The organism is Microbacterium ureisolvens (assembly GCF_019511645.1).
GTDB lineage: Bacteria > Actinomycetota > Actinomycetes > Actinomycetales > Microbacteriaceae > Microbacterium > Microbacterium ureisolvens_A.
In genome coordinates this window covers 355,930-377,554 of record NZ_JAEUAX010000003.1, presented here as the reverse complement: position 1 = coordinate 377,554, position 21,625 = coordinate 355,930, and the positions used below count along the sequence as shown (strand labels likewise).

17 protein-coding genes and 1 pseudogene are annotated in these 21,625 nt (G+C 71.0%); 11 read left to right on the top strand and 7 right to left on the bottom strand.

Features of this window, described 5'->3' with window-relative positions; all coding sequences use genetic code 11:
• Positions 1-76: 76 nt before the first annotated feature.
• Positions 77-3,118 carry a S8 family serine peptidase gene (locus JNB61_RS08305; RefSeq protein ID WP_220339308.1) on the bottom strand — a complete coding sequence of 1,014 codons (3,042 nt, stop codon included), beginning with the start codon at positions 3,116-3,118 and terminating at the stop codon, positions 77-79.
• A 140-nt stretch (positions 3,119-3,258) separates the two neighbouring features.
• On the opposite strand from JNB61_RS08305, the gene JNB61_RS08300 reads away from it, so the two are divergent.
• The 5 genes from JNB61_RS08300 (at position 3,259) to JNB61_RS08280 (ending at position 8,181) form a co-directional block, all read left to right on the top strand.
• Entirely contained in the window at positions 3,259-3,810 is a 552-nt protein-coding gene (locus JNB61_RS08300) for an ECF transporter S component (protein WP_159847700.1), read from the top strand.
• 79 nt (positions 3,811-3,889) lie between these two features.
• Positions 3,890-5,815 (top strand): ABC transporter ATP-binding protein, encoded by a 1,926-nt coding sequence (locus JNB61_RS08295; protein WP_223214696.1) that lies wholly within the window; start codon positions 3,890-3,892, stop codon positions 5,813-5,815.
• On the top strand, positions 5,812-6,660 hold the full coding sequence (locus JNB61_RS08290; protein WP_220339307.1) for an energy-coupling factor transporter transmembrane component T: 849 nt from the start codon (positions 5,812-5,814) through the stop codon (positions 6,658-6,660). Before JNB61_RS08295 ends, JNB61_RS08290 begins: the two co-directional genes overlap by 4 nt.
• 31 nt (positions 6,661-6,691) lie before the next feature.
• The gene (locus JNB61_RS08285; protein ID WP_220339306.1) at positions 6,692-7,564 is read left to right on the top strand and encodes a siderophore-interacting protein; all 873 of its coding nucleotides are present in this window, start codon (positions 6,692-6,694) and stop codon (positions 7,562-7,564) included.
• Positions 7,561-8,181 (top strand): ECF transporter S component, encoded by a 621-nt coding sequence (locus JNB61_RS08280; RefSeq protein ID WP_308291229.1) that lies wholly within the window; start codon positions 7,561-7,563, stop codon positions 8,179-8,181. The genes JNB61_RS08285 and JNB61_RS08280 overlap by 4 nt, the downstream gene beginning before the upstream one ends.
• A 71-nt stretch (positions 8,182-8,252) precedes the next feature.
• On the opposite strand, the gene JNB61_RS08275 is transcribed toward JNB61_RS08280, so the two are convergent.
• A complete protein-coding gene (locus JNB61_RS08275; RefSeq protein ID WP_159847712.1) occupies positions 8,253-9,416 on the bottom strand; it encodes an acyl-CoA dehydrogenase family protein in 1,164 nt (387 codons plus the stop codon).
• Positions 9,417-9,563: 147 nt separating this feature from the next.
• On the bottom strand, positions 9,564-10,907 hold the full coding sequence (locus tag JNB61_RS20470; protein ID WP_220339305.1) for a M15 family metallopeptidase: 1,344 nt from the start codon (positions 10,905-10,907) through the stop codon (positions 9,564-9,566).
• Positions 10,908-11,028: 121 nt separating this feature from the next.
• Between JNB61_RS20470 and JNB61_RS08265 the strand changes: the two genes are divergently transcribed.
• Positions 11,029-12,156: an Rv2578c family radical SAM protein gene (locus tag JNB61_RS08265; RefSeq protein ID WP_220339304.1), complete on the top strand. Its 1,128-nt coding sequence runs from the start codon at positions 11,029-11,031 to the stop codon at positions 12,154-12,156.
• Between the two features lie 4 nt (positions 12,157-12,160).
• Here the strand turns inward: JNB61_RS08265 and JNB61_RS08260 are convergent, their stop codons facing one another.
• Entirely contained in the window at positions 12,161-13,078 is a 918-nt protein-coding gene (locus tag JNB61_RS08260) for an alpha/beta hydrolase family protein (RefSeq protein ID WP_220339303.1), read from the bottom strand.
• Between the two features lie 70 nt (positions 13,079-13,148).
• Between JNB61_RS08260 and JNB61_RS08255 the strand changes: the two genes are divergently transcribed.
• Complete coding sequence (locus JNB61_RS08255; protein ID WP_220339302.1) at positions 13,149-13,814, top strand: TetR/AcrR family transcriptional regulator; 666 nt, start codon at positions 13,149-13,151, stop codon at positions 13,812-13,814.
• A gap of 246 nt (positions 13,815-14,060) precedes the next feature.
• Complete coding sequence (locus tag JNB61_RS08250) at positions 14,061-15,341, top strand: glycosyltransferase (protein WP_220339301.1); 1,281 nt, start codon at positions 14,061-14,063, stop codon at positions 15,339-15,341.
• Positions 15,342-15,352: 11 nt separating this feature from the next.
• Here the strand turns inward: JNB61_RS08250 and JNB61_RS08245 are convergent, their stop codons facing one another.
• Positions 15,353-17,005 (bottom strand): DEAD/DEAH box helicase, encoded by a 1,653-nt coding sequence (locus JNB61_RS08245; protein WP_220339300.1) that lies wholly within the window; start codon positions 17,003-17,005, stop codon positions 15,353-15,355.
• A gap of 278 nt (positions 17,006-17,283) precedes the next feature.
• Between JNB61_RS08245 and JNB61_RS20635 the strand changes: the two are divergent.
• From JNB61_RS20635 to JNB61_RS08230, 3 genes and pseudogenes are all read left to right on the top strand, one after another.
• A pseudogene (locus JNB61_RS20635) lies at positions 17,284-18,033 on the top strand (hypothetical protein); the annotation flags it as partial.
• Positions 18,034-18,167: 134 nt separating this feature from the next.
• Positions 18,168-18,797: an antibiotic biosynthesis monooxygenase gene (locus JNB61_RS08235; RefSeq protein ID WP_159847729.1), complete on the top strand. Its 630-nt coding sequence runs from the start codon at positions 18,168-18,170 to the stop codon at positions 18,795-18,797.
• A 68-nt stretch (positions 18,798-18,865) separates the two neighbouring features.
• A complete protein-coding gene (locus JNB61_RS08230) occupies positions 18,866-19,951 on the top strand; it encodes a DUF998 domain-containing protein (RefSeq protein ID WP_220290360.1) in 1,086 nt (361 codons plus the stop codon).
• Between the two features lie 58 nt (positions 19,952-20,009).
• Here the strand turns inward: JNB61_RS08230 and JNB61_RS08225 are convergent, their stop codons facing one another.
• Both JNB61_RS08225 and JNB61_RS08220 read right to left on the bottom strand, forming a co-directional pair.
• A complete protein-coding gene (locus JNB61_RS08225) occupies positions 20,010-20,819 on the bottom strand; it encodes a hypothetical protein (protein WP_220339298.1) in 810 nt (269 codons plus the stop codon).
• 64 nt (positions 20,820-20,883) lie between these two features.
• Positions 20,884-21,624 (bottom strand): hypothetical protein, encoded by a 741-nt coding sequence (locus JNB61_RS08220; RefSeq protein ID WP_220290364.1) that lies wholly within the window; start codon positions 21,622-21,624, stop codon positions 20,884-20,886.
• Position 21,625 lies beyond the last annotated feature (1 nt).

Sequence of the window (21,625 nt, the reverse complement as noted above, 5' to 3'; positions counted from 1 at the left end):
GCCCACAGCATCCGTCACCCGAAACGCGCAGAGGCGCCCGGGCCTGAACCCGGGCGCCTCCGCCGTGGCGAGAAGGTCAGCCCCTCGCGCCGGCGTCCACCGTCACCACGGTGCGGACGGCGGAGTCGCCGTACTGCACGAGGCCGAGGTAGCGGGTGTTCGCCCTGAGCTTGCTCCAGCTCAGCGTGTACTCGGCGTTCACGCCCTGGGTCACCGACAGCGGGTTCGGCGTGGCGACGAGCGACGGCTTGGCCGCGGCGACGTTCGCGTAACGCAGATCCCACGGCAGCTTGCCGTCGGCGGGGACGCTGAACACGTCGACGCGCACCAGGTAGGTGCCCGGCGTCGGGGTGAACAGGGTGACCTGCTCGTCCGCCGCCTCGGTGGCCGACTGGGTCACCGACGTGGCCGTCCAGTCCTGCTTGCTCTTGATCTTGTAGACGAAGAGGTCGAGGTCCGCCCCGTCCGCCTCGGTGGCGGCGTCGAGGTCGAACCGCGACACCGTCGTGCCCGCCGGCACGTCGACGACGAAGTACGTCGTGCCGCCGTCCGCCGCGCCGGAGTTCTCGTTGCCGGAGTGACCGCCGGCCTTCACCGACCTGTCGTACAGCTGGGTGAAGGGCGTCAGGCCCGAGACGTTGAGCGGCAGGTCGCCGTTCACACCCGACAGGATCGTGACCTTGGCCGAGCCGCTCGTGCCGGTTCCGGTGACCTCGGTGGGCGCGTCGGCCGTGACCGGGTACACGGCCAGCGGCGAACGCACCGCGGTGTCGCCGCTGGTCCAGGTGAGCGAACCCGTCGACCAGGCCTCCACTGCCGTCTCCGACGTCGGGGTGAACGTCACGGTGAACTGCTGGCTCGCGCCGGCGGCGATGGTGAACTCGCTCGGCGAGACCGCCACGTCGAGGCCCGGCACGCCCTCCACCGACGCCGTGTACGTGCCGGCGGTCGTCGCGGTCACCGTGCGGGTGACCGTCTGCTCCTTCGCGAGCGTCCCGATCGCGATGGACGCCAGGTTCAGGTCGCTGGGGTCGATCGGCTCGGCGTCCTCCGTGAGGTCCGTCTGGAAGACCCCCTCGAGGTACGCCGCCCAATCATCCACGTCGTTGAGGTAGAGCAGCCCGGCGTCGAAGAACTTCTCCGGGTCGACATGACCGGCACCCTGTGCGAAGACGTCGGTGCTGGTGCTGCCGTCGCCGTTCTTGCTGTCGTACGCCGTCGTCATGAGCGCCGACTTGATCTCGGCCGGGGTCGCATCCGGCCGCTCGCCCAGGTAAAGCGCGCCGAGGCCCGCGACATGCGGCGACGACATCGAGGTGCCGGACTTGAAACCGAAGGTCGGCTCGGCGTCGGGTCCGTTGTGCTCCGCGGCGAGGATGGCGACACCCGGTGCCGTGAGGTCGGGCTTGAGCACGTCGCTGCCGTCCGCGAGCATCGGGCCGCGGCTCGAGAAGCCCGCGATCACCGGGGTGGGCGTCTCGACGCCCGTCGTGTTCCCGCTCACCAGACTCAGCGTCGCACCGGACGTGCCGCGCACGAAGTCGAGCAGCGCCGTGCGGTGCTTAGCATCGATGTGCACGGTCGGCACCGAGTGGAAGTCGTTGTCGAGCGAGCCGGCCGTGACGTTGACGAGCACCATGCCGATGCCGCCCGCCTCGTCGACCGTCTGCGACTTCTGGACGCGGGCGTTGGTGCCGCGGTCGCAGACCACGATCTTGCCGGCGACCTTGGCTGCGTCCAGCGTGTCGAGGAAGCAGAGCGCCGCCTGCGCCGGGTCGGCCCCGGCCGCCGCGACGTCGCCGGCGTAGACGACCTCACCCTGCACGGATCCGCCGAACGGCACCGTGACGGAGACACCCGCCGCCTGCTGGCCGTTCCACTGCACGGTTCCCTCGTAGGTCGGGATGGTGGATGCTGCCACCGTCGTGTACCAGGGCGACGCGTGGTCGGCGGTCGACGCACCGGGTCCGTCGTTGCCGGCGCTCACCGAGACGAAGACGCCGGCTGCGGCGGCGCCCAGGAACGCGTCGTCGAAGGCGTCCCACACCGAGGTGGCAGCGCCACCGCCGATGGAGAAGTTGATGACGTCGACGCCGTCCTCGGTCGCCGCGTCGATCGCGGCGACGAGGTCGACACCCGAGCAGGTGTCGTCGTCGGTCACCAGCACGTCAGGCCCGGCGTAGCAGGCCTTGTAGGCCGCGACCTTGGCCGCGGGCGCGACGCCCGAGATGGTGCCGAAGTCGATGCCTTCGACGGACGCCGGGGTGTCGAGATTGCCCGCCGCGGTGCTCGCGGTGTGCGAACCGTGGCCGTCACCGTCGCGGGGCGAGAGGTAGTCGTACTGGAAGTCGAAGCCGCTCGCCGCCGCGCCCTCGGAGAAGTAGCGCGCGCCGATGAGCTTGGTCGAGTAGTCGTCGGCCGTCCAGTCCGCCGTCGTGCCGACCGGCGAGCGGAACTGGGTGCCGTCAGCCTTGTCGAACACGACCTCGCCGGCCTCGATGTACGGCTCGGCACCGGCGGTCGTTCCGAGCGCGTCGCCGGCGAACGCGGGGTTCTCGGGCGAGATGCCGGTGTCGATGACGCCGACGACGACGCCTGCGCCCGCAGCATCCGTTCCGCCGACCTGCTCCCACACGCCTCCCTGGCCGCTCAGGCCCAGGAACTCGGTCGAGGGGACGGCGGTCGGGTGCAGGATCTCGTCGGGGTAGACCGCCTTCACGCCCGGGGTGTTCTGAAGCTCGGCGGCCTGCTCCGGCGTCATCGTCGCGCTGAAGCCGTTGAGGGCCGTGTCGTACGTCGCGATCGGAGTGACGCCGACGGCATCGGCCGCCTTCTTCTGGTTGCCCTTCAGATACGCGGAGTACTTCTTGGCCGCCGGCGTGTGGGCGTCGAACTTCTTGCCCTTCTGCGGCGTCGTCGGAGCCAGCCCGGCTGTGCCTCCGGAGTACCGAGCGACCGGCGCATCGTCGAGGACCACGATGTACTGGCCGGTGGGCGAGACGATCGGGGCGGGTGGTGTCACCTCCTCCGGGACGGCGCCGAAACTTGCGGTGGCGGTGCCCGTGAACAGGGCGGCGAGTGTGACGACCGCGACTGTTCTGACGGAGGAACGACCCATGTATGGCCTCCATTGATTTGTGGGGGATTCGCCGCGACGCTTCATCAGGGCGCAGCGAACTCCAACGTAACTGCCAGGTGAATCCCAGTTAATGAGGATTCTGTGAGAAACGCGAGCGCGGCTCCCAGTACGCTGGGCAGGTGGCTCCCCGGACCCGGATTTCGACGAGCGTTCTGCTCACCTGTGCGGCGATCGGCGTCGCGACCGGAATCCTTCAGGCGGGCGCCGGGGCGATCAGCGGGTTCGTCTCGGCGGGCGCCCCGATCCTCTACGGCCTCGTGCTCGGTGTGCACGTGCTTCCCGGCGTGGTCGCCCAGGAGCTTCTGCGCCGCCCCTGGGTCGCGCTCATCACCCATATGGTCGCCGCGCTCGTCGCCAGCGCGGTCGTGCCGCTCTGGATCGGCCGCTACATCGGCACCGCCCTCCTCATCGGGGGACTGCAGGAGCTCATCGCCGCGACCTCGCGCTACAAGCGCTGGGAGCCGTGGCGTTTCTTCCTCTCGGCCGTGATCGTGGGCGCCGTCATCGCCGCCGCGATCTGGTTCGCGGCCGATGTGACGCGCTTCCCGCTCTGGGGCCAGATCGTCTACGTCGCGCTGTTCATCATCGGGCCCGTGGCATGGACGGCGGTCGGACTCGCCATCGGCTCCGCATTGCGTCGTGCGGGGGTCGCCCGGCGCAGTCAGCGCTGATTCTCGCGGTGAGGCGCCGTTTCCCCGGCGCCGGGTAGGCCGGTAAGTTAGGGAAGGCTAAGTTTCCCTCGACGATCGGATGACCGTGTCCTCTGCCGTGCCGCTGCTGCGGGTGCGCGAGCTCGGCGTCACACACGACGGCGAGACCACGCCGGCGCCGGCATCCGTGTCATTCGATATCACCCCCGGCGAGGTGGTGCTGCTGCTCGGTCCGAGCGGGTCGGGCAAGTCGACGCTGACACTCGCGCTGAACGGGCTGCTGCCGCAGGCCGTTCCGGCGACGGTGACGGGATCGATAGAGGTGGACGGACTCGATACGCAGACGACACCGGTCGCCGAGCTCAGCACCCGCGTCGGAATGGTCTTCCAGGACCCCGACGCCCAGCTCGTGACCGGCACGCTCCTCGATGAGGTGGCCTTCGGGCCGGAGAACCTGCGCATGCCGGTGGCCGAGGTGCTCGCCCGCGCGGAAGAGGCCCTGCGTCGCGTGGGCCTGTGGGAACGCCGGCGCGAGAACCCCGATCGGCTTTCGGGCGGCGGGCGCCAGCGGCTCGCGATCGCCTGCGCGCTCGCGATGGGATCGCCTCTCCTCGTGCTCGACGAGCCGACGGCCAACCTCGATCCCGCCGGAATCGAGGAAGTGTACGGCGCACTCGCCGAGCTCGTGACGGCCGGCGACCGCGCCATCCTCCTCGTGGAGCACAACCTCGACGCCGCCGTCGCCTTCGTCGACCGGGTCGTCGTTCTCGACCACGACGGCTTCGTCGCGGCAGACGGCCCGGTGGACGACGTGCTGCGCGGACGCGCCGAGGATCTGCACGCCATGGGCGTGTGGCTGCCGGTCTCGACGATCGCCGCCCTGCGTCTGCGCCGCGCCGGCTTCGCACTCGAACCGTTGCCGCTGACACCGGACGAGCTGCGGGAGGCACTCGACGCCGAGCCTGCCCCGATTTCTCGCTCGTTGAGCGAGCGAGCAACGAGCGAGTCGAAACGCGCCGAACCGGCGAGCAGTGCCACTCGAGTCATCACCGTCCGGAACCTCACCCTTCGGCGAGGACGCACCGAGGTGCTCCACGGCGTCGACCTCGACGTCCTCCGCGGCTCCTTCGTGGCCATCGTCGGGGCGAACGGCGCCGGCAAGACCAGCCTCATCCAGGCGCTCGCCGGCGTCGTCTCGCCTCCCAAGGGCACCGTGCACGTCGACGGGCTCGATGTCGGACGGGCCGACGCGCGCACCCTGAGCTCGCGCATCGGGTTCGTCTTCCAGAACCCCGAGCACCAGTTCATCGCGCACACGGTGTTCGATGAGATCGCCCACGGTCTTCGCCGCCAGCACCTCCCCGACGACGAGGTGCGCACCCGCACCGAGTCCCTGCTCACGCGGTTCGGTCTCGTGGCGAAGGCCGACAGCCACCCGTTCCTCCTCTCGGGCGGACAGAAGCGCCGCCTGTCGGTCGGCACCGCGCTGGTCGCCGGCGCCCCGGTACTCGTGCTCGATGAGCCGACCTTCGGCCAGGACCGCGCCCGTGCCGACGAACTCCTCTCGCTGCTGTCCGAGCTCAACGCCGAGGGAACCACCATCGTCGTCGTCACCCACGACATGCAGCTCGTGACCGACTACGCTGACCACACCGTCGTGCTGGCCGACGGGCGCGTGCTCGCCGAGGGCCCGACCGCCGACCTCTTCGCCGACGACGCGCTCATCGCCCGGGCGGGCCTGCGCCCGCCTCCGCTGCGCCGCGCGCTCCGAGGCGTGCGCAACCACCCCGAGCTGTCCCGCATCGCCCGCCTCGCCGACCTCCCCGAGCTGTCCCGCATCGCCCGCCTCGCCGACCTCCCCGAAGCTCCCGAACCCACCCCGACGTCCCGTTCGCAATTCAGGACGGATGCCGTGGAGACGACCCGAAGCCACCCGCCGCGCGCCATCGATCCTGAATTGCGAACCAGATCGGCGCCGACGGCCACGCATCCACCGGCCCCGCACGCCTCGGGAGGTGCCGCGTGACCGGCACCGGCCCGCTGACCGCGGCGACGGCGGCGCACTCGAGCTTCGATCCGTACGCGCGGCGGGTCGAGGCATCCGCCGTCAGGTTCCTCTATGGGTTGAACCCGCTCGCAAAGCTCGCCGCACCGCTGCCCGCGATGGCGCTGCTCGTGTTCGTGCGGGATCTCGCCACCCCTGCCGCGTTCCTTGCGCTCGCGTACGTCGTGCTGCTGGTGGGGGTGTCGTTCACCCGGCGTCTCGCGGCGATCCTGTTCCTGGCGCTGCCGCTCAGCGCGGTCGTGATCGGCTTCGGCTTCGCGCTGTGGACCGACGCGTCACGCGTCGACCAGTCCGTGGTGGTGTGGCAGATCGGCGCTTGGACGATGTACGGCGGTGCGCTCCAGGTGGGTTTCGCGACGGGGCTGCGCCTCGCCGCGATCGTCGCGCTCACGCTCATCGCCGGCCTCTCGACCACCGGCCCCGACCTCGTGCGCGCGGCCGTGCAGCAGCTGCGGGTGCCGTACCGCATCGGCTACACGGCGCTGGCGGCGTTCCGGTTCGTGCCGCGGTTCGGGCACGAGCTCGACGTGATCCGGCAGGCGCACCGGGTCCGCGGCGCCCACGGCGGCCGCGGGCCGTTCGCCGCGATCGCCCGCTGGTTCGGCTACATCGTGCCGCTCATGGCCGGCGCCATCCGCCATGCCGAGCGCGTCGCCCTCGCCATGGACGCCCGCGCCTTCGGCGCCCACCCCGACCGCACCGAGCGGTACCTCGTGCCGTGGCGCGTGCGCGACACCGTGTTCGTGATCGCGTTCTGGGCGGCCTCGGCCGCATTGTTCGCCGTCTTCTTCCCCTGGGGCATCTGACCCCCTCGCCCCCCCAACAAGGAGCACCGACATGGCTCACCCCCGACTGGTCAAGCCCGAGACACAGGGGCTCGTGCACCTCACGGTGCTGCACTCCGAGCGCCTGTCGCCGCACTGGATGCGCGTGACGCTCGGGGGCGGTGAGATCGACCGGTTCCGCGCGATGGGCTACGACCAGTGGTTCCGCCTGTTCCTCCCGCTGGGCGGCGACGAGGGTCTCGAGCGCCTGCCCGCGAAGGCGAACAAGATGTTCGGGTACCTGAAGTACCTCCGCATCCCCGACGGCGTGCGGCCGGTGATGCGCAACTACACCGTGCGCGCGTTCCGTCCCGCGACGGTCACGACAGGCGCCGAGATCGACGTCGACTTCGTGCTCCACGGCTCCGCCGCCGATGGCACGGCGGGCCCGGCCTCGCGCTGGGCGGAGTCCTGCCAGGCGGGCGAGAGCGTCGTCGTGATCGACGAGGGCCTCACCTTCAACCCCGACCGCGGCACCGACCGCGTCGTGCTCGTCTCCGACGAGACGGGGCTTCCCGCGATCGCCGGAATCTGCGCCTCGCTGCCGTCGCACGCGACCGGACGCGCGATCGTCGAGGTCCCCTCGGCCGAGGACGCGCTCGACTTCCCTCGGCCCGCCGGCGTCGACCTGCGCTGGATCGTGCGCGAGCACGGCGTGAAGCCCGGAACGCCCGCCCTGCAGGCACTGCGTGAAGCCACGATCTCGGATGCCACGACCCACGCGTACATCGTCGGCGAGCAGGCCCTCGCGACCGAGGGTCGCCGGCACCTCGTCGGCGAGCGCGGCGTCTCGAAGGACTTCGTGAGCTTCTGCGGCTACTGGCGCGTGGGCGCTGCGTCGCCCGCACCGAAGTCCCAGCGCGTGAGCGCCGAGGCCCACTCGTGAGCGGGCCCGCCGCCCCCGCCGCGCCCACGCCACCGCGGAGCAGTCGCGGCCGGGCGACGACGGCCTACCTGCTGACCTGCGCCGCGATCGGAGTTGCCGGCGGCGTCATGCTGTGGGGCGCCGGCTGGATCTCGACCGTGCTGTTCGCGACCGTCCCGTTCGTCTCGGTCGCGATCGCGGGGCTCTGGCTGCTGCCCGCGACCGTCGCGCTGCGGCTGCTCGAGCGTCCCTTCGCCGGGATCCTCGTCGGCCTGATCTCGGGATTGGTCGTGTTCCCGTTCCTCGGAGCCGCGATCTGGTGGGCGTTCTTCGCCGAGCTGGCGTTCCTGGTCACTCTGTACCGGTCATGGCGCACCTGGCAGTACTACGCCGGCGCCGTCTTCGTCGGCGCGATCTACCCCGTGCTCGCCGCCGCCTCGTTCGACCTGTGGGCGATGCAGCCGTGGGCGCTCATCACGTTCTTCGCCCTCACGATCGCGAGCTGCGTCGCAGGCGTCGCGCTGGGCATCCTCGTGGCCGACCGCCTCCGCAAGGCCGGCGTCGCGAAGCTCGCCCGCCGCCGCGGCCTGGCATCGCGCGGCCTCGGCCGGGGTGCGGGGCCTGCCGGCCAGCACTGATCCGGACGACGGATGCCGCGAACCGGCGCCTGTGAAAGGCGCAGGTCGCGGCATCCGGTGTCGAAATCGGGTCAGCGCTTGCCGACGATCTGGCGCGACACGATGTCGCGCATGATCTCGTTCGTGCCGCCGTAGATGCGGTGCACGCGGGCGTCGAGGTAGGCGCGGGCGATCGGATACTCGGTGATGTAGCCGTAGCCGCCGTGCAGCTGCACACCGACGTCGAGGAGCTCGGCCTCGCGGTCGGTCGTCCAGAACTTGACCTTCGCGGCTTCTTCAGCGGTCAGCTTCTCGTCCTTGTAGAGCATCATCGCGCGGTCGACGTACGCCCACATCACGTCGACGGTCGTGGCCATGTCGGCGAGCTTGAAGCGGGTGTTCTGGAAGTCGGCGATCCGCTCGCCGAACGCCTCGCGGCTGAGCACGTAGTCGCGGGTCCAGACGAACGCGGCCTCACCCGCGGCTGCCGCGGCCACACCGATCGACAGGCGCTCGAGCGGCAGGTTCATCATGAGCTGGATGAAGCCGAGGCCCTCCTTGCCGCCGATGAGGTTCTCCTCCGGCACGAAGACGTCGGTGAACGACAGCTCGGCGGTGTCCCAGCCGTGGAAGCCCATCTTCTCGAGCTTCTTGCCGTGGTCGAAGCCCTGCATGCCGTCCTCGAGGATCAGCAGGCTGAACGCGTCGGGGCGGTTGCCCTCGCCGGTCTTCACGAACGTCACGACCATGTCGGCGGTCTTGCCCGAGGAGATGAAGGTCTTGGCGCCGTTGACGATGTAGCCGCCCTCGACGCGCTTGGCCGTGGTCTTGATGCCGCGCAGGTCGCTGCCCGCGCCGGGCTCGGTCATCGCGAGGGCGCCGAGGATCTCGCCGGTCGCCATGCCGGGGAGCCACTTCTCCTTCTGCTCCTGGGTGCCCATGTGCACGATGTAGGGCACCGCGAGGTCGTCCTGGATGCCGAGTGCGCCGGCGAGCGAGCCCAGGCCGGCGCCGATCGTCTCCTCGAGCACGATCGAGCGGAAGCGGTAGTCCTGCAGCATGCCTGCGCCGCCGAACTCCTCCGGAACAGAGAGGCCGATGATGCCGGCCTCGCCCGCGGCGAGCATCGTCGCGCGGTCGATCTCACCATCGGCGTCCCACTGCTTGCGCTTCTCGTCCGACGCGTAGCGCTTGACGAACTCCTTGACGACGTCTCGGAACGCCTCGTGGTCCTCGTCGTAGATCTCGCGCTCCATGGTGCGCCTTCCTCTCGTCCTCGAGTTTGTGGGAGACGCGCCTCCGGATGGAATTGCATCTCACGAGATATGGTACTCAGTTTCAGCCGTCACGGATGCCTCTTCCCGCGGCATCCGTGATCCGCACAGTAGTGCAGACGCCCGACGTCAGCCGAGGTAATCGGGTGCCGGATCGAGGGCGAAGAACTCCTCGAGGGAGGTCCAGCCGCCCTCGTGATACGCCTTCGCGAGCTCGGGCCCGATGTAGCGGAGGTGCCACGGCTCGGGGAGGTAGCCGGTCACCGGCGTGGCTCCCTCCGTGTAGCGGACGATCCACCCGTGCTCCCACGCGTGCGCGGCGACGAATTGACCCTGCGGCGTCGCGGCGAGCTGGTCGAGCGTGCCGCACGAGCCGGCGCATGCGACGACGTCGGCGCTGAGGCCCAGCTGGTGCTCGCTGTATCCGGGCCGCGCGCTCACCTGGTCGGCACGCTCGCCCTTCTCGGCGAAGTGCCGCCCGTACGTCGCCTGCTGGGTCTGGTACGAGCGGAACCCGCTCTCGAGTGCGATCTCGCCGGCTCCGGCGGTGCGGGCGGCGGTCACGAGGGAGGCGAGAGCGGATGCCGCGTCCGACCGCAGCGCGCCGCCTTCGACATTGCGCACCCCGTCGGGGAGGACGAGCGCGCCGGGACGGTAGTCGATGGGATTGGCCGGGCGGATCTTGTCCATGACGGTCCAGACCCGGGCGGAGTCGCCGAGATCGACGCAGGGAGCGCGCCCCTCGACCACCGCGGTGCGGAACGCCTCGCCGCCGCCGGCCGCGACGATCGCGGCCTCGTCGTCGCCGCGCTGCACGGCCGAAGCGACGTCGGGGAGGGAGCAGATGTCGGCTGCCGGCGGGGATTCCTCGACCTGGGGAACGGGAAGCTGCTCGATCTCGGGCAGCTCGAGCGTCATCGTCAGCGCGGGAGCGGCGCCGGCGGCCTGCGGCTCGGACGGAAGCATCATCGCGGTCATCGCCGCCGACCCGAGCAGCAGCGCCGCGCCGGTGGCGAGCCCGGCCACCAGGACGAGGCGCTTGGTCAGCCGGCGCGGTCGTGCGTGGCGGACGGGCTGTGCACCCTCGTCGACGTCGAGCAGTTCGGCGGCGCGCGCCGCGCGCCGCTCGCTGACCACGGGCCGGGGCGACCGGACCGCTCGTCGACGCCCGCGAACCCGCGCCTCGGGGATGTGATGCGGCGTCGAATCCGTCCGTTGCGGCGCGATGCCCGTCGGGCGGAACTCGAGCGGCAGCGACGAGGGCGCGCCCGCCGAGATCGAGCCCGGCACGAAGTCGTCGCTGGGCAGTTCGAACGCCAACAGGTCATCGGGTGCATCGGCGGCCGGGGTGCTCGCGGCCGGAGCGGCTTCCGCCGTGCGGGCACGCTTGTCGGCCTCCTCGCGCATCGCCCGGGCGGCGCGACGAGTCTCGGGGACGGCTCGGGGGGTAGCGAGCCGGCCAGGCTCCGTCACGTCAGCCATTCTCACCTGTGACGGCCCGTTTTGGCCAGGCACGCGGCATCCGTCCCGTTGATGTTCTAGACACCGCCACGCAGCGCTTGACTTAAGTTCGAAGCTTTGTTCTGATGGACGCATGCGATGGCAGGGTCAGGAGTTGGGGGTGGCGGATGCTGCGGCCCTGCCCGGCCTCGAACAGCTGAACGGTCTGGTGCGCTCGGTGACCACCCCCGAGTTCGCGGGGGTGACCTTCCACGAGGTGCTGTGCAAGTCCGCCCTCAACCACGTGCCGAGCGCGTCGGCCATGCCCTTCGACTGGACGGTGAACCCGTACCGCGGATGCTCTCATGCATGCACATATTGTTTTGCCCGGGGCACCCACGAGTACCTCGAGCTCGATGCGGGGCGGGACTTCGACACGCAGGTCGTCGTGAAGGTGAACGTCGCCGAGGTGCTCCAGAAGGAGCTGCGACGCGGCAGCTGGCAGCACGAGCCGGTCATGCTCGGCACCAATACCGATCCGTATCAGCGCGCGGAGGGGCGCTACAAGCTGATGCCGGGAATCGTGTCGGCGCTCACGGAGTCGGGCACGCCGTTCTCGATCCTCACGAAGGGCACGCTGCTGCGGCGGGATCTGCCGCTGTTGACGGATGCCGCCAGTCAGGTGCATGTGACGCTCGCCATGTCCATCGCGGTGTTCGACGACGAGCTGCAGCGCCTCATCGAACCGGGCACACCCAATGCGACGGCGCGGCTCGAGACAGTGCGCGCCGCGACGGAGGCGGGGTTCCGCGTCACGGTGTTCCTGATGCCGATCATCCCGCACCTCACGGACTCGATCGCCGCGATCGACCACGCGCTGTCGCGCATCAAGGAGGCGGGCGCCGTGCGGGTCGTCTACGGCGCGCTGCACCTGAGGCCCGGCGCGAAGCAGTGGTTCCTCGAGTGGCTCGCCGAGCGGCACCCCGAGCTCGTGTCGTCGTATCGAGGGCTCTATCCGGGCGCGACCGCGTACGCACCCAAGGCCTACCGGTCGTGGCTCGCCAAGCGCGTGCGCCCGCTGCTGCGCGTCCACGGCCTCGACGGCCAGGCCGAGGAAGAGAATCCGCGGGGTGCGCCGGTGGCGGGTCTCGCCGATCGCGCCGATGCGCGCAGCGCACCGCCCATCGTCGTGACATCGCGCGGGCGCGCCGCGGCGACGTCGCTGAGAGCGGCCTCTGCACGGTCGGCGCCCGGGGCAGAGGCTTCCGCTCGCCTCTTCTGACGCGCTACGCCGCGGCCGGGGCCTCGCCGAGTTCCTCGACCTCGGCCGGTGCGGCCACATCGAGCGGCGAGCGGACGTGGCCCAGCACCGCATCGAGCACCGCGTCATCGGTGAGGATGCGGTTGTGCCCGAGGCCCTGGGTGGCGAGCAGCCGCGACCCGTGGTTCGCGGCGATGATCCGCCCGGCCTCGCCGAACGGCACGACACGGTCGCCGTGGTCGTGAGCCACGAGGAGCGGCACACCGGCCGGAAGCGGGCGCCGCACGCTCGACAGCCAGGCGAACGGGTCGGCTTCACCCGGGAAGTACCGCCTCGCGAAGAGCTCCCGCATGCTCGTCGCGACCGCGTCGGGGTAGCCGAGCATGCCCTGGAACTGGCTCAGCAGCAGGTCCGCGTCCGCGGGTGCGGCGATGGTGACGACACGCGCGGCATCCACGCCGCCTGCGACGCCGACGAGGGTCGCGAGTCCGCCGAAGGAATGCCCGACCATCGCCTCGAAAGCGCCGTGGCGCTCCTGAAGAGCGGCGAACACGCCGAGCCAGTCGACGAGATACGTGCGGCGACCGCCCGACGCTCCGTGGGCGGGGGCGTCGAACGAGACGACCCGATACCCCTCGGCCACGAGCTCGCGCACGAGCATCGAGAACTGACTCGCGCGCCCGTTCCAGCCGTGCGACAGCACGACGGTGCGGGGGCCGTCGCCCCACTCGTAGGTGTCGACGTCGACGCCGCGCCGGTCGACCCCCGGCACGCGGACTGTGCGAGGACGTGCGCGCAGCATCGTGGGCTCGTCATCGGCGTGCACCGGCCGGGGCTTCGCGACGTAGCCGAAGAGAGGCATGGCCACCGCGGCTCCCCACCGCGGCGAGAGGGCTGCCGCGGCGCGAACGGAGGCGCCTGCGGCGGTGAGTGCGAGATTCATGGTGCTCCGATCAGAAGAATACGAACGGTCGTACTTATGAATACGAACGATCGTACGGTAATCTCGAGGCGTGACACAAGCCCCCGTCGACCGGCGCCGCATGAGAGGCGACGAGTCACGCCGCGCCGTGCTCGCTCGCGCGGTCGACGCCGCGACGGTCGACGGGCTCGACGGCCTCACGATCGGCCGACTGGCGGATGCCTCGGGGCACAGCAAGAGCGGGATCGCGACGCTCTTCGGCTCCAAGGAGCAGCTGCAACTGGCCGTCGTGGCCGCTGCGCGCGAGGTCTTCATCGACCGCGTCGTCGCTCCGGCCCGCGCGCGGACGCCCCGCGGGCTCGTGCGTGTGTGCGCGCTGCTGGGCGACTGGCTCGCCTACTCGCGTGATCGCGTGTTCCGCGGCGGATGCTTCTTCGCCGCGACGTCCGTCGAGTTCGACGCGAAGCCGGGCGTCGTCCGCGACGCGATCGTCGCCGCGTCGAGCGAGTGGGAGGACTACCTCACCGTGAGCATCGAGTACGCGATGGCCGCGGGTGAGCTGCCCCTCCTCGACGACGCGCGCCAGCTCACATTCGAGATGGTGTCGTTCCTCGAGGCGGCGAACACCCGCTCGCTGCTCCACGCGAGCGAGGAGCCCTACCGCCGGGCCGAGGCCGCGCTCCGTGCGCGCCTCGTCTCACTCGGCGGCGGCGATCCCGAGCTCATCGCCACGATCGGCGCAGCGCCCGCGGCCTGACCCGGCGCCCACGCCCCGCATCGCCGCCGAGGCAGGGCCGGCTCCCACCCCGCCTTCGCTGGGCTGCAGCATCCTCAATCGAGGAACAGAGCCGAAATGCGGCCACACCCGGCGCATCTTGGTCCTCACGTCGGCCCATAACCTCGAATGAGGAACGGATGCCGCGGCCCACCGTCCCCCCGGAAGCGCGTCCTGCCGCGCGCGAGGGCCCTGGTGCGTCTGCCCTGCTTGCGACACGATGTCTCAATGGCCCGATTCCTGATGACGGCCATGCCATTCACCGGGCATGTCCTCCCGCTGTGCGCGGTCGCCCAGGCGCTCGTCGCACGCGGCCACGACGTGCGCTTCTACACGGGCGGCGCGTTCCGCGCGCGGGTCGAGGCATCCGGAGCCGTCCACGTGCCGTGGCGCGATGCGCCCGATTTCGACGAGAACGACCTGCGCGCGACGTTCCCTCGGCTCGAGGGTCGCAAGGGCCTCCGGCAAGTCTTCCTGAACCTCGAAGACGTCATGATCGACACCGCTCCGGCGCAGGTCGCCGACCTGCAGGCCGAGTGGGATCGCGAGCCCTGGGACGCGCTCGTCACCGACGACACCTCCATCGGCGCGGCCCTCTTCGCCGACCGGTCGGGTTGCCCGCGAGCGACCATCGCCGTCCTGCCGCTCAACCTCACGAGCCGTCAGGGCCCGCCGAGCGGCATGGGCCTCAGGCCGGGCCGCACTCCCCTCACGAAGGCACGGGATGCCGCGCTCAGAGGCATCGCACCGCTCGCGATGCGGCCGCTGACGAAACCCATCGTGCGCGCGCGGGTCGCGGTCGGCCTGCCGCCCGCCACGCTGACGTTCGAGCAGACGGTGCTGTCTCCCCAGCGCATCCTCGCGAGCGGATCGCCGTCGCTGGACTTCGCCCGCACCGACCGCCCCGCGCACCTCGACTTCGTCGGCCTCCTCGCCGCGCCGCCCGCCACCGCGCCGACCGACCTCCCGCGATGGTGGGGAGATCTCGACGGCCGCACCGTGGTGCACGTCACGCAGGGCACGCAGAACATCGACCCCACCGACCTCATCCGCCCGGCGCTCGAGGCCCTCGCCGGCCGCGACGTGCTCATGGTGGTGGCGACGGGGGTGCGCGGCCGGAACGAGCTGCCCTTCCCCGTCCCGGCGAACGCGCGCGTCGCGGGATTCCTCCCTTATGACGCGCTCCTCCCCCGCACCGACGTGGTCATCACCAACGGCGGCTGGGGCGGCACTCTGACCGCGCTCAGCCACGGCATCCCGCTCGTCATCGCGGGCGGCGACCTCGACAAGCCCGAGATCGCGGCGCGCGTCGCGTGGGCGGGCGCGGGCGTCGACCTCCGCACCGGCACGCCCACTGCAGCCCGGGTCGCGGCGGGCTTCGAGCGTGCCTTGACGGATCGGACGATGAGGGATGCCGCCGCCCGCGTCGCGGCCGAGCTCAGCTCTCTCGGCGGAGCGCCGCGCGCCGCCGAACTCCTCGAAGGGTTCGCGGCCCGGGCGGGGCGGTGAGCGACGTGACGTCAGCGCCCGGCGAGCTCCTCGAGCAGGTCGTCGCCGGGGCGCACGTCGTCGAACGGCGCCTCGATGTCGGCACGTTCCAGCAGGTCGGCGAGGCGCTCGCGCCGGGCCCGCGTCACCAAGGTGACGACGGTTCCCGAGCGCCCGGCACGGCCGGTGCGGCCCGACCGGTGCAGGTACGTCTTGTACTCGTCGGGCGCGTCGGCCTGCACCACGAGATCGATGTCGTCGACGTGGATGCCGCGTGCCGCGACATCCGTCGCCACCAGCACGTCGATGCGACCCGACGTGAGCTTCTCGAGGTTGCGCGTGCGTCGCGCCTGGTCGAGGTCGCCGTGGAGCGCGAGGGCGCGGATGCCGACCTCGTCGAACTGCTCGGCGAGCATCTCGGCGAACGCCCGCGTGCGGGTGAACACGAGCGTCTTCCCCGAGCGGTCGACGAGCGAGCGCAGGACGTCGCGCTTGTCGCGGTGGTCGACGACGAGCACGCGGTGGTCGATCGTGCCGGTGTGCTGCGTCTCGCCGGCGACCTCGTACACCGCCGGCTCGCTGAGGAACTCGCCCACCAGCGACGACACCTCGCCGTCGAGCGTCGCGGAGAACAGCAGCCGCTGCGCGTCGCGGGGCGTGCGGCGCATGATCCGCTGCACGGGTTCGAGGAACCCCAGCTCGCACATGTGATCGGCCTCGTCGAGCACGGCGATGCGCACCTGCGAGAGGTCGAGTGCGCGGGCCTCGACCAGGTCTTCGATGCGACCCGGCGTGCCGATGACGATGTCGATGCCCTTCTTCAGCGCCCCGAGCTGCCGCGCCTTCGGCACGCCGCCGTAGATCTGCGTCGTGAACAGGCCCACGCTTCGGGCGATCGGCTGGATGGTCGCGTCGATCTGCAGCGCGAGCTCGCGCGTCGGCGCGAGGATCAGCGCACGCGGCGGCCGGCCCATCTCGCGCTTCTGCCCCGCCTGCGACCGCAGCACGCTCTCGACGAGCGGTGCGCCGAACGCGATGGTCTTTCCCGATCCGGTGCGCCCGCGCGCGAGCACATCGCGACCGTCGAGGATCGCCGGGATCGTCGCCGCCTGGATGGGGAACGGATGCTGCGCCCCGAGCTCCGCGATCGTCTTGACGATGTTCTGGCCGAGTCCGAGATCGGCGAACGTCGCGCCCTCGACCGCGGCGGGGGCGAGCGCGTCGGCCGCGAGCCGCTCGTGCACCACATCGCGGCGAACCGGCTCATCCCGGCGCGGGCCAGCGTCCGTGCGCGCACCAGAGTCCCGGCGCACACCAGAGTCCCGGCGCGGCGCAGCGTCTCGACGCGGCGCCTCGCCGCGTCGAGGATCGCGGCGGTCGTCGCGTTCCCGACCCGGTCGCCCGCGGTCGTCCCGCGAGTGCGTCCGGATCGCCCGGGCCTCGTCGCGCCCTGCGCGCTCCTGCTCGGTCCAGCGGCGCTTCGGAGCTGCCGCATCCGTCGACTGCGGACGATGCCCGCGGTGCCCGGCGCTGCGGCTGCCCGGCTTTCCCGCCGAGGACTCGCCGGGGCGGCGCTTGGCGTCCTGACCGTCCCGGGCCTCGCCTGCCGCACGGTACTTGGGGTTGTACCGGGGGTCGAAGTTCTTGGCCGCGCGGCCCCCGCCGGGCTTCTTGTTCTTGGGCATCCGGCTCCTCCAGGTGCGGGTCAGCGGCACCCGCACGCCGTCCACGCGGCGCGGCGCGTGGACCGGCATGTCCAGCGTACCCGGCGCGCCGCCGGCACCACGGATACCCCATATACCACCGAACAGCGCATTCCCGGTTCCACCGGATACAGTTTCGGTAAGCGGTTCGCCGCTGACCTGGGGATCTACCGTCTTGACCAACGGGCCCCGGACCGGGGGTTCTTTGGGGGGATGTCCGGCTTCGGGCACGCCGTGCAGAACCGATCGTGAGTCGAATAATGCCTCCCACGACCCTTTCCGACGCTCCGCCGGTCACCGTCTCGCCGTCGTGCGCGACGGCCGCCGTCACCGCGTCGACGCTCACCCGCGTCGACCCCGAGCCCGCCGTGGCGCGGGTGCTCTCGCACGCCGCGACGAGCACCACCACGGACGCAGCATCCCTCTCCGCGACGACGACCACCGCCGTCGCGGCCACTGCCACAGCCACCGTCACGACCACGACGGTGGCCACGATCCCGGCCCGCCCCGCGGCCCCGGAAGGCGATAACGGCTACATCGCCCACCGCATCGGCCGGCTGGCGGTGCTGTCGCTCCCGGTGGGCGTCGCCGTCGCGATCCTCACCACCCACGACGCGACATGGTGGCAGCTGCATTTCTCGCAGCTCGGCACCCACAGCGACCTCTCGGGCCGCACGTTCAACAGCATCACGATCTTCTCCGGCTTCTTGCTCGCGGTGTACGGCGTGCTCATCGCGGTCGCGCTGCCCGGCCGCATCCATCGTCGTGCATCACGTGCGTTCCGCGGATCGGTCGTCTCCGCCGGCCTCTCACTCACCGGCGTGGGGCTCGTGCCGATCCCGGTGAGCCCGGTGGGGCACGACCTCATCGCCACCACGCTGGGTCTGTCCTTCCTCTCGACGGTCGCGACGGGACTTGCGATCCCCGGTCGCAGCCGGCGGTTCCGCGGGGCCACCATGCTCTGCGTCGCGCTGCTCGCGGCGGGCATGGGCGTGCTCACCGCCGGGCTCATCACGCTCGCGCTCTTCGAGTTCGTCGCGTTCGTGACGATGGGCATCTGGCTGCTGTCGCTGCCGCGCGCTCTCGCGTACGCACCCGCACCCGCACCCGTGACGGTGACGACCACAGCGCCGGCGTCCGCAGAATGGATGGCATGGCAGAACCCGTGGCCCACCCCATCACCGTCGCGATCGAACGACGCATCGATCCCTCTCGCACCGTCGAAGCCACGAGCTGGATGCAAGCGGGCACCGATCTCGCCGCGGGCTTCGCGGGCTTCCTCGGCTCCGGCTGGGTACGCGCGGGCGAAGGCAGCGACCTCTGGTACATGCTCTACCGCTTCCGCGACATCCCGACCCTCGAAGCCTGGGAGGACTCGCCGCAGCGGTCGTGGTGGCTCGACTCCGGCCGCGCATTCGCCAGTGAGGTCAGGGTCGAGCGTCGCACCGGCATCGAGGGGTGGTTCGACGCCCCGTTCGCCACGCACGTCGAGTCGCGGCATCCCGATCACCCGACTTCACCGGTCACCGGCCCGGTGCAGCAGCCCATCCCGGCCGCCCCGCCGCGCTGGAAGCAGGCCGTCACGATCTGGCTCGGCTTCTTCCCCACGAACCTCCTCGCGTCGTGGCTCCTCGGTTTCGTCCCGGGCTTCGCGGAGTGGCCGCTGATCGCTCGCGTGCTCCTTTCGACGGCGCTCCTCACCCCCGTCATGACGTACGCGGTGCTCCCCTGGGTGACACGGATGCTGCGCCCCTGGCTCCAGCGCGGCGCTTGATGATTCCGTGACCGAATCTTCCCTCGCCGATCACCCTCGGGGTGCTCACGCGGTCGTACTCTGACCTCGTGAGCACTGTGAACACCTCGCCGCTGCCCGACGCCGCTGCCCCGACACCAGGTCGCCGGGCGGAGTCCGAGGCGATCTACGCCGCGTTCGCCGCCGGAATCCTCGGCGCGATCTACGGCCTGCTGGTGGGGATCTTCGCCCCCGATCTGCAGCTCGCCGGCGTCGCCGACTCGTTCTCGGTCTGGGCCGCGTGCGGCGCCGCAGTCGTCGCCGCGGTGGCGTCGACCCTGGAGTACTGGCGCTCCCGCGACCGGCCCGGCCAACAATGGCGCCAGTCGCTGGCGCCCTGGAAGTACATCGTCAACACGATCTCGGTCGTGATCGTGCACACTGCGCTCGCGTTCGTCGCGGTGTATGCGCTCTACCGCGTGCTCGCGATGGGCTTCATCGGGCTGCCGATCGTGACGTTCTGGGCCGTCGTGCTGATGTCGGTCACGCTCGGCCTCACGACATGGTTCGTCTACCTGTCGGTGTCGGCGATGACGACGCAGCGCATGTCGTCGCTGCTGCTCACGTTCATCGCGATCGGCACGCTCACCGCCATGGTGACCACACCCGATCCGAAGTGGTGGACGATCCACTTCAGCCACCTCGGCACCTTCGAGGACGACCTCTCGAGCTGGGTCTTCAACGGCACGCTCATCGCCGCCGGCCTCCTCGTGACCACGTTCGCCGTCTACGTCGCCAACGACATGCGCGAGCTCTCCGAGGCGGGCATTCTCGAGAACCCCCGTGCCGTGCGGACGGTCCCCGTGCTCTTCGTCATCATGGGCATCATGCTCGCGTGCGTCGGCATCTTCCCCGTCGACGTGAACATGCCGGCGCACAACCTCTCAGCTTCCGGCATGGCCGTGATGTACCTGGTGCTGCTCATCGGCGGCCCGCGGTTCTTCCGCGGCATGCCGCGCACCTACTTCGTCGCGTCATGGGCGTTCCTCGCCGCGATGATCGCCTCGGTGATCCTCTTCATCCCCGCCGTCGGCTACTTCTCCCTGACGGCATTCGAGATCATCGTCTTCGCACTGATCTTCGGCTGGATCGCCGTGTTCATCCGCTTCCTCGGCGTCGCCGGCCGCAAGGACTAGCAGCCAGCGCGTCGACAAGCGGACGGTGGATGCTGCTGCGCGCGGCATCCGTCATCCCTCAGGAGTCGCCGGGGGCGAGGAAGACGCCGATGCGGGTGCCGTCGAAGACGAACTGCAGGGCGCTGTCGGCGGGGAAGCGGTCGCGGAGCTGCTGCGGGGCGCTGCTGTCCACGACGAATTGGATCGTCGCCGGGAACGAGCCCGCGCGGCAGCCGTTGTACATGATCCCGGAGATCGACCACGTGTTCATGTCGGCGTCTGGCTCGGGCAGCTGCTCGCTGTCGACCAGGGCGAAGCAGTCGGTGCCCACGCCGGTGTAGCCGCCCGTGCTCTCGAACAGGGTGAGGCCGTAGTACTCGAACGCGATCGAGCTCGGACCGGCGCCGAACCAGCCCGAGGGGACCTCGATGAACGGATCGGGCTCGAGCGTGTCGATCTGCGTCGCACCACTGGAGTCGTCTATCGGCGTCACGGCGGTGAGCGAGTACGTGAGCCCCGCGGCCAGGCACGCCGCGGCGATGACGGAGAGTGCCCAGAGCGCCGCGTTCCGGCTCGACAGCAGATGGAGCTTGGGCGGGCGTGCCGGCTCGTGGTCACCCGATTCGGCGGGCAGGCCGGAGCCGACGCCGCCGGGCGCGATCTCGCCGCTGAGCGGTTCCGGCACGGTCACCTCGGCCGAGACCGGCGCGGGCTCGTCGGTGGGTTCAGGCGGGTCGGAGGGCAACGCCGTCTCCGCGTGGGGCGCGCCACGGCGGGCCTCGAGCTCGTGGAGCCGCTGCACCGCCGCAGGGTCCTGGTCGATGTCGGCCGAGGGGCCGTAGGCACGGGCCCGCAGCGTGCGCAGCTCGGCGAGGGTTGCAGCATCCATCTCGTGCATCGTCTCACGCGGGTCGGAACAGCTGACGGATCCGGCACAGCCGGGAGTCTCCCGATCAGTCGGACGGCGGTCTCACGAAGACGTCCACCGCGTTCTCGCCGAAGCGGAAGTCGACGCTGCTTCCGTCGGGCAGCCATCGGCCGAAGTCGTCGCCATCGGATGCGACGATCAGCGTCAGCGTGACCTGTGTGCCCGGCGGGGCGCACTTGATGGAGAACCTGCCACTGGACGTGAGGTCCCATACGACGAAGCAGACCTTCCCCGCGGCGTTCTCGACCGACCACACGCCCACGTCGTGGTACGGCTCGAACTGGCGGAGCGTGGACGCGTCGGGCCCCCTCCCCTGTGCGCTCAGCACGCGGATGACGTCGCTGCCGCCGCCGGCGTCGGTCTGTCGCAGCGTCGCGTCGGGGCGCTGCACGAGGTTCCAGACGGTGGCGGCGACGATCGCGAGAAGGCAGATCGCCCCCGCGACCACCCAGGTCCGGCCCCGAACTCCGCGGGATCCGCCCTGCGATGAGGAGGGGCCCGTCGGCTCCCCGGGCGTCACGGTGACGGCCGTGGCGACGGCGGCGGGTCCGGCGGATCGCGCAGCCCGCGCGGCGCCCAGGTGCGCAGCCTCGAGCTCGACGAGCCGCGCCAACGCCGCCGGATCCGCGTCGATGTCGGCGTCCGGTCCGTACGCCCGGGCGCGCAGTCCGTCGAGCTCGCGTTCGATGTCTGACGGGCGCGAGCTTCCTTCCGTGAACTCGAGCGAATCGGGGCCGGAATCGGGTGCGGAGGGCGATCCACCCACA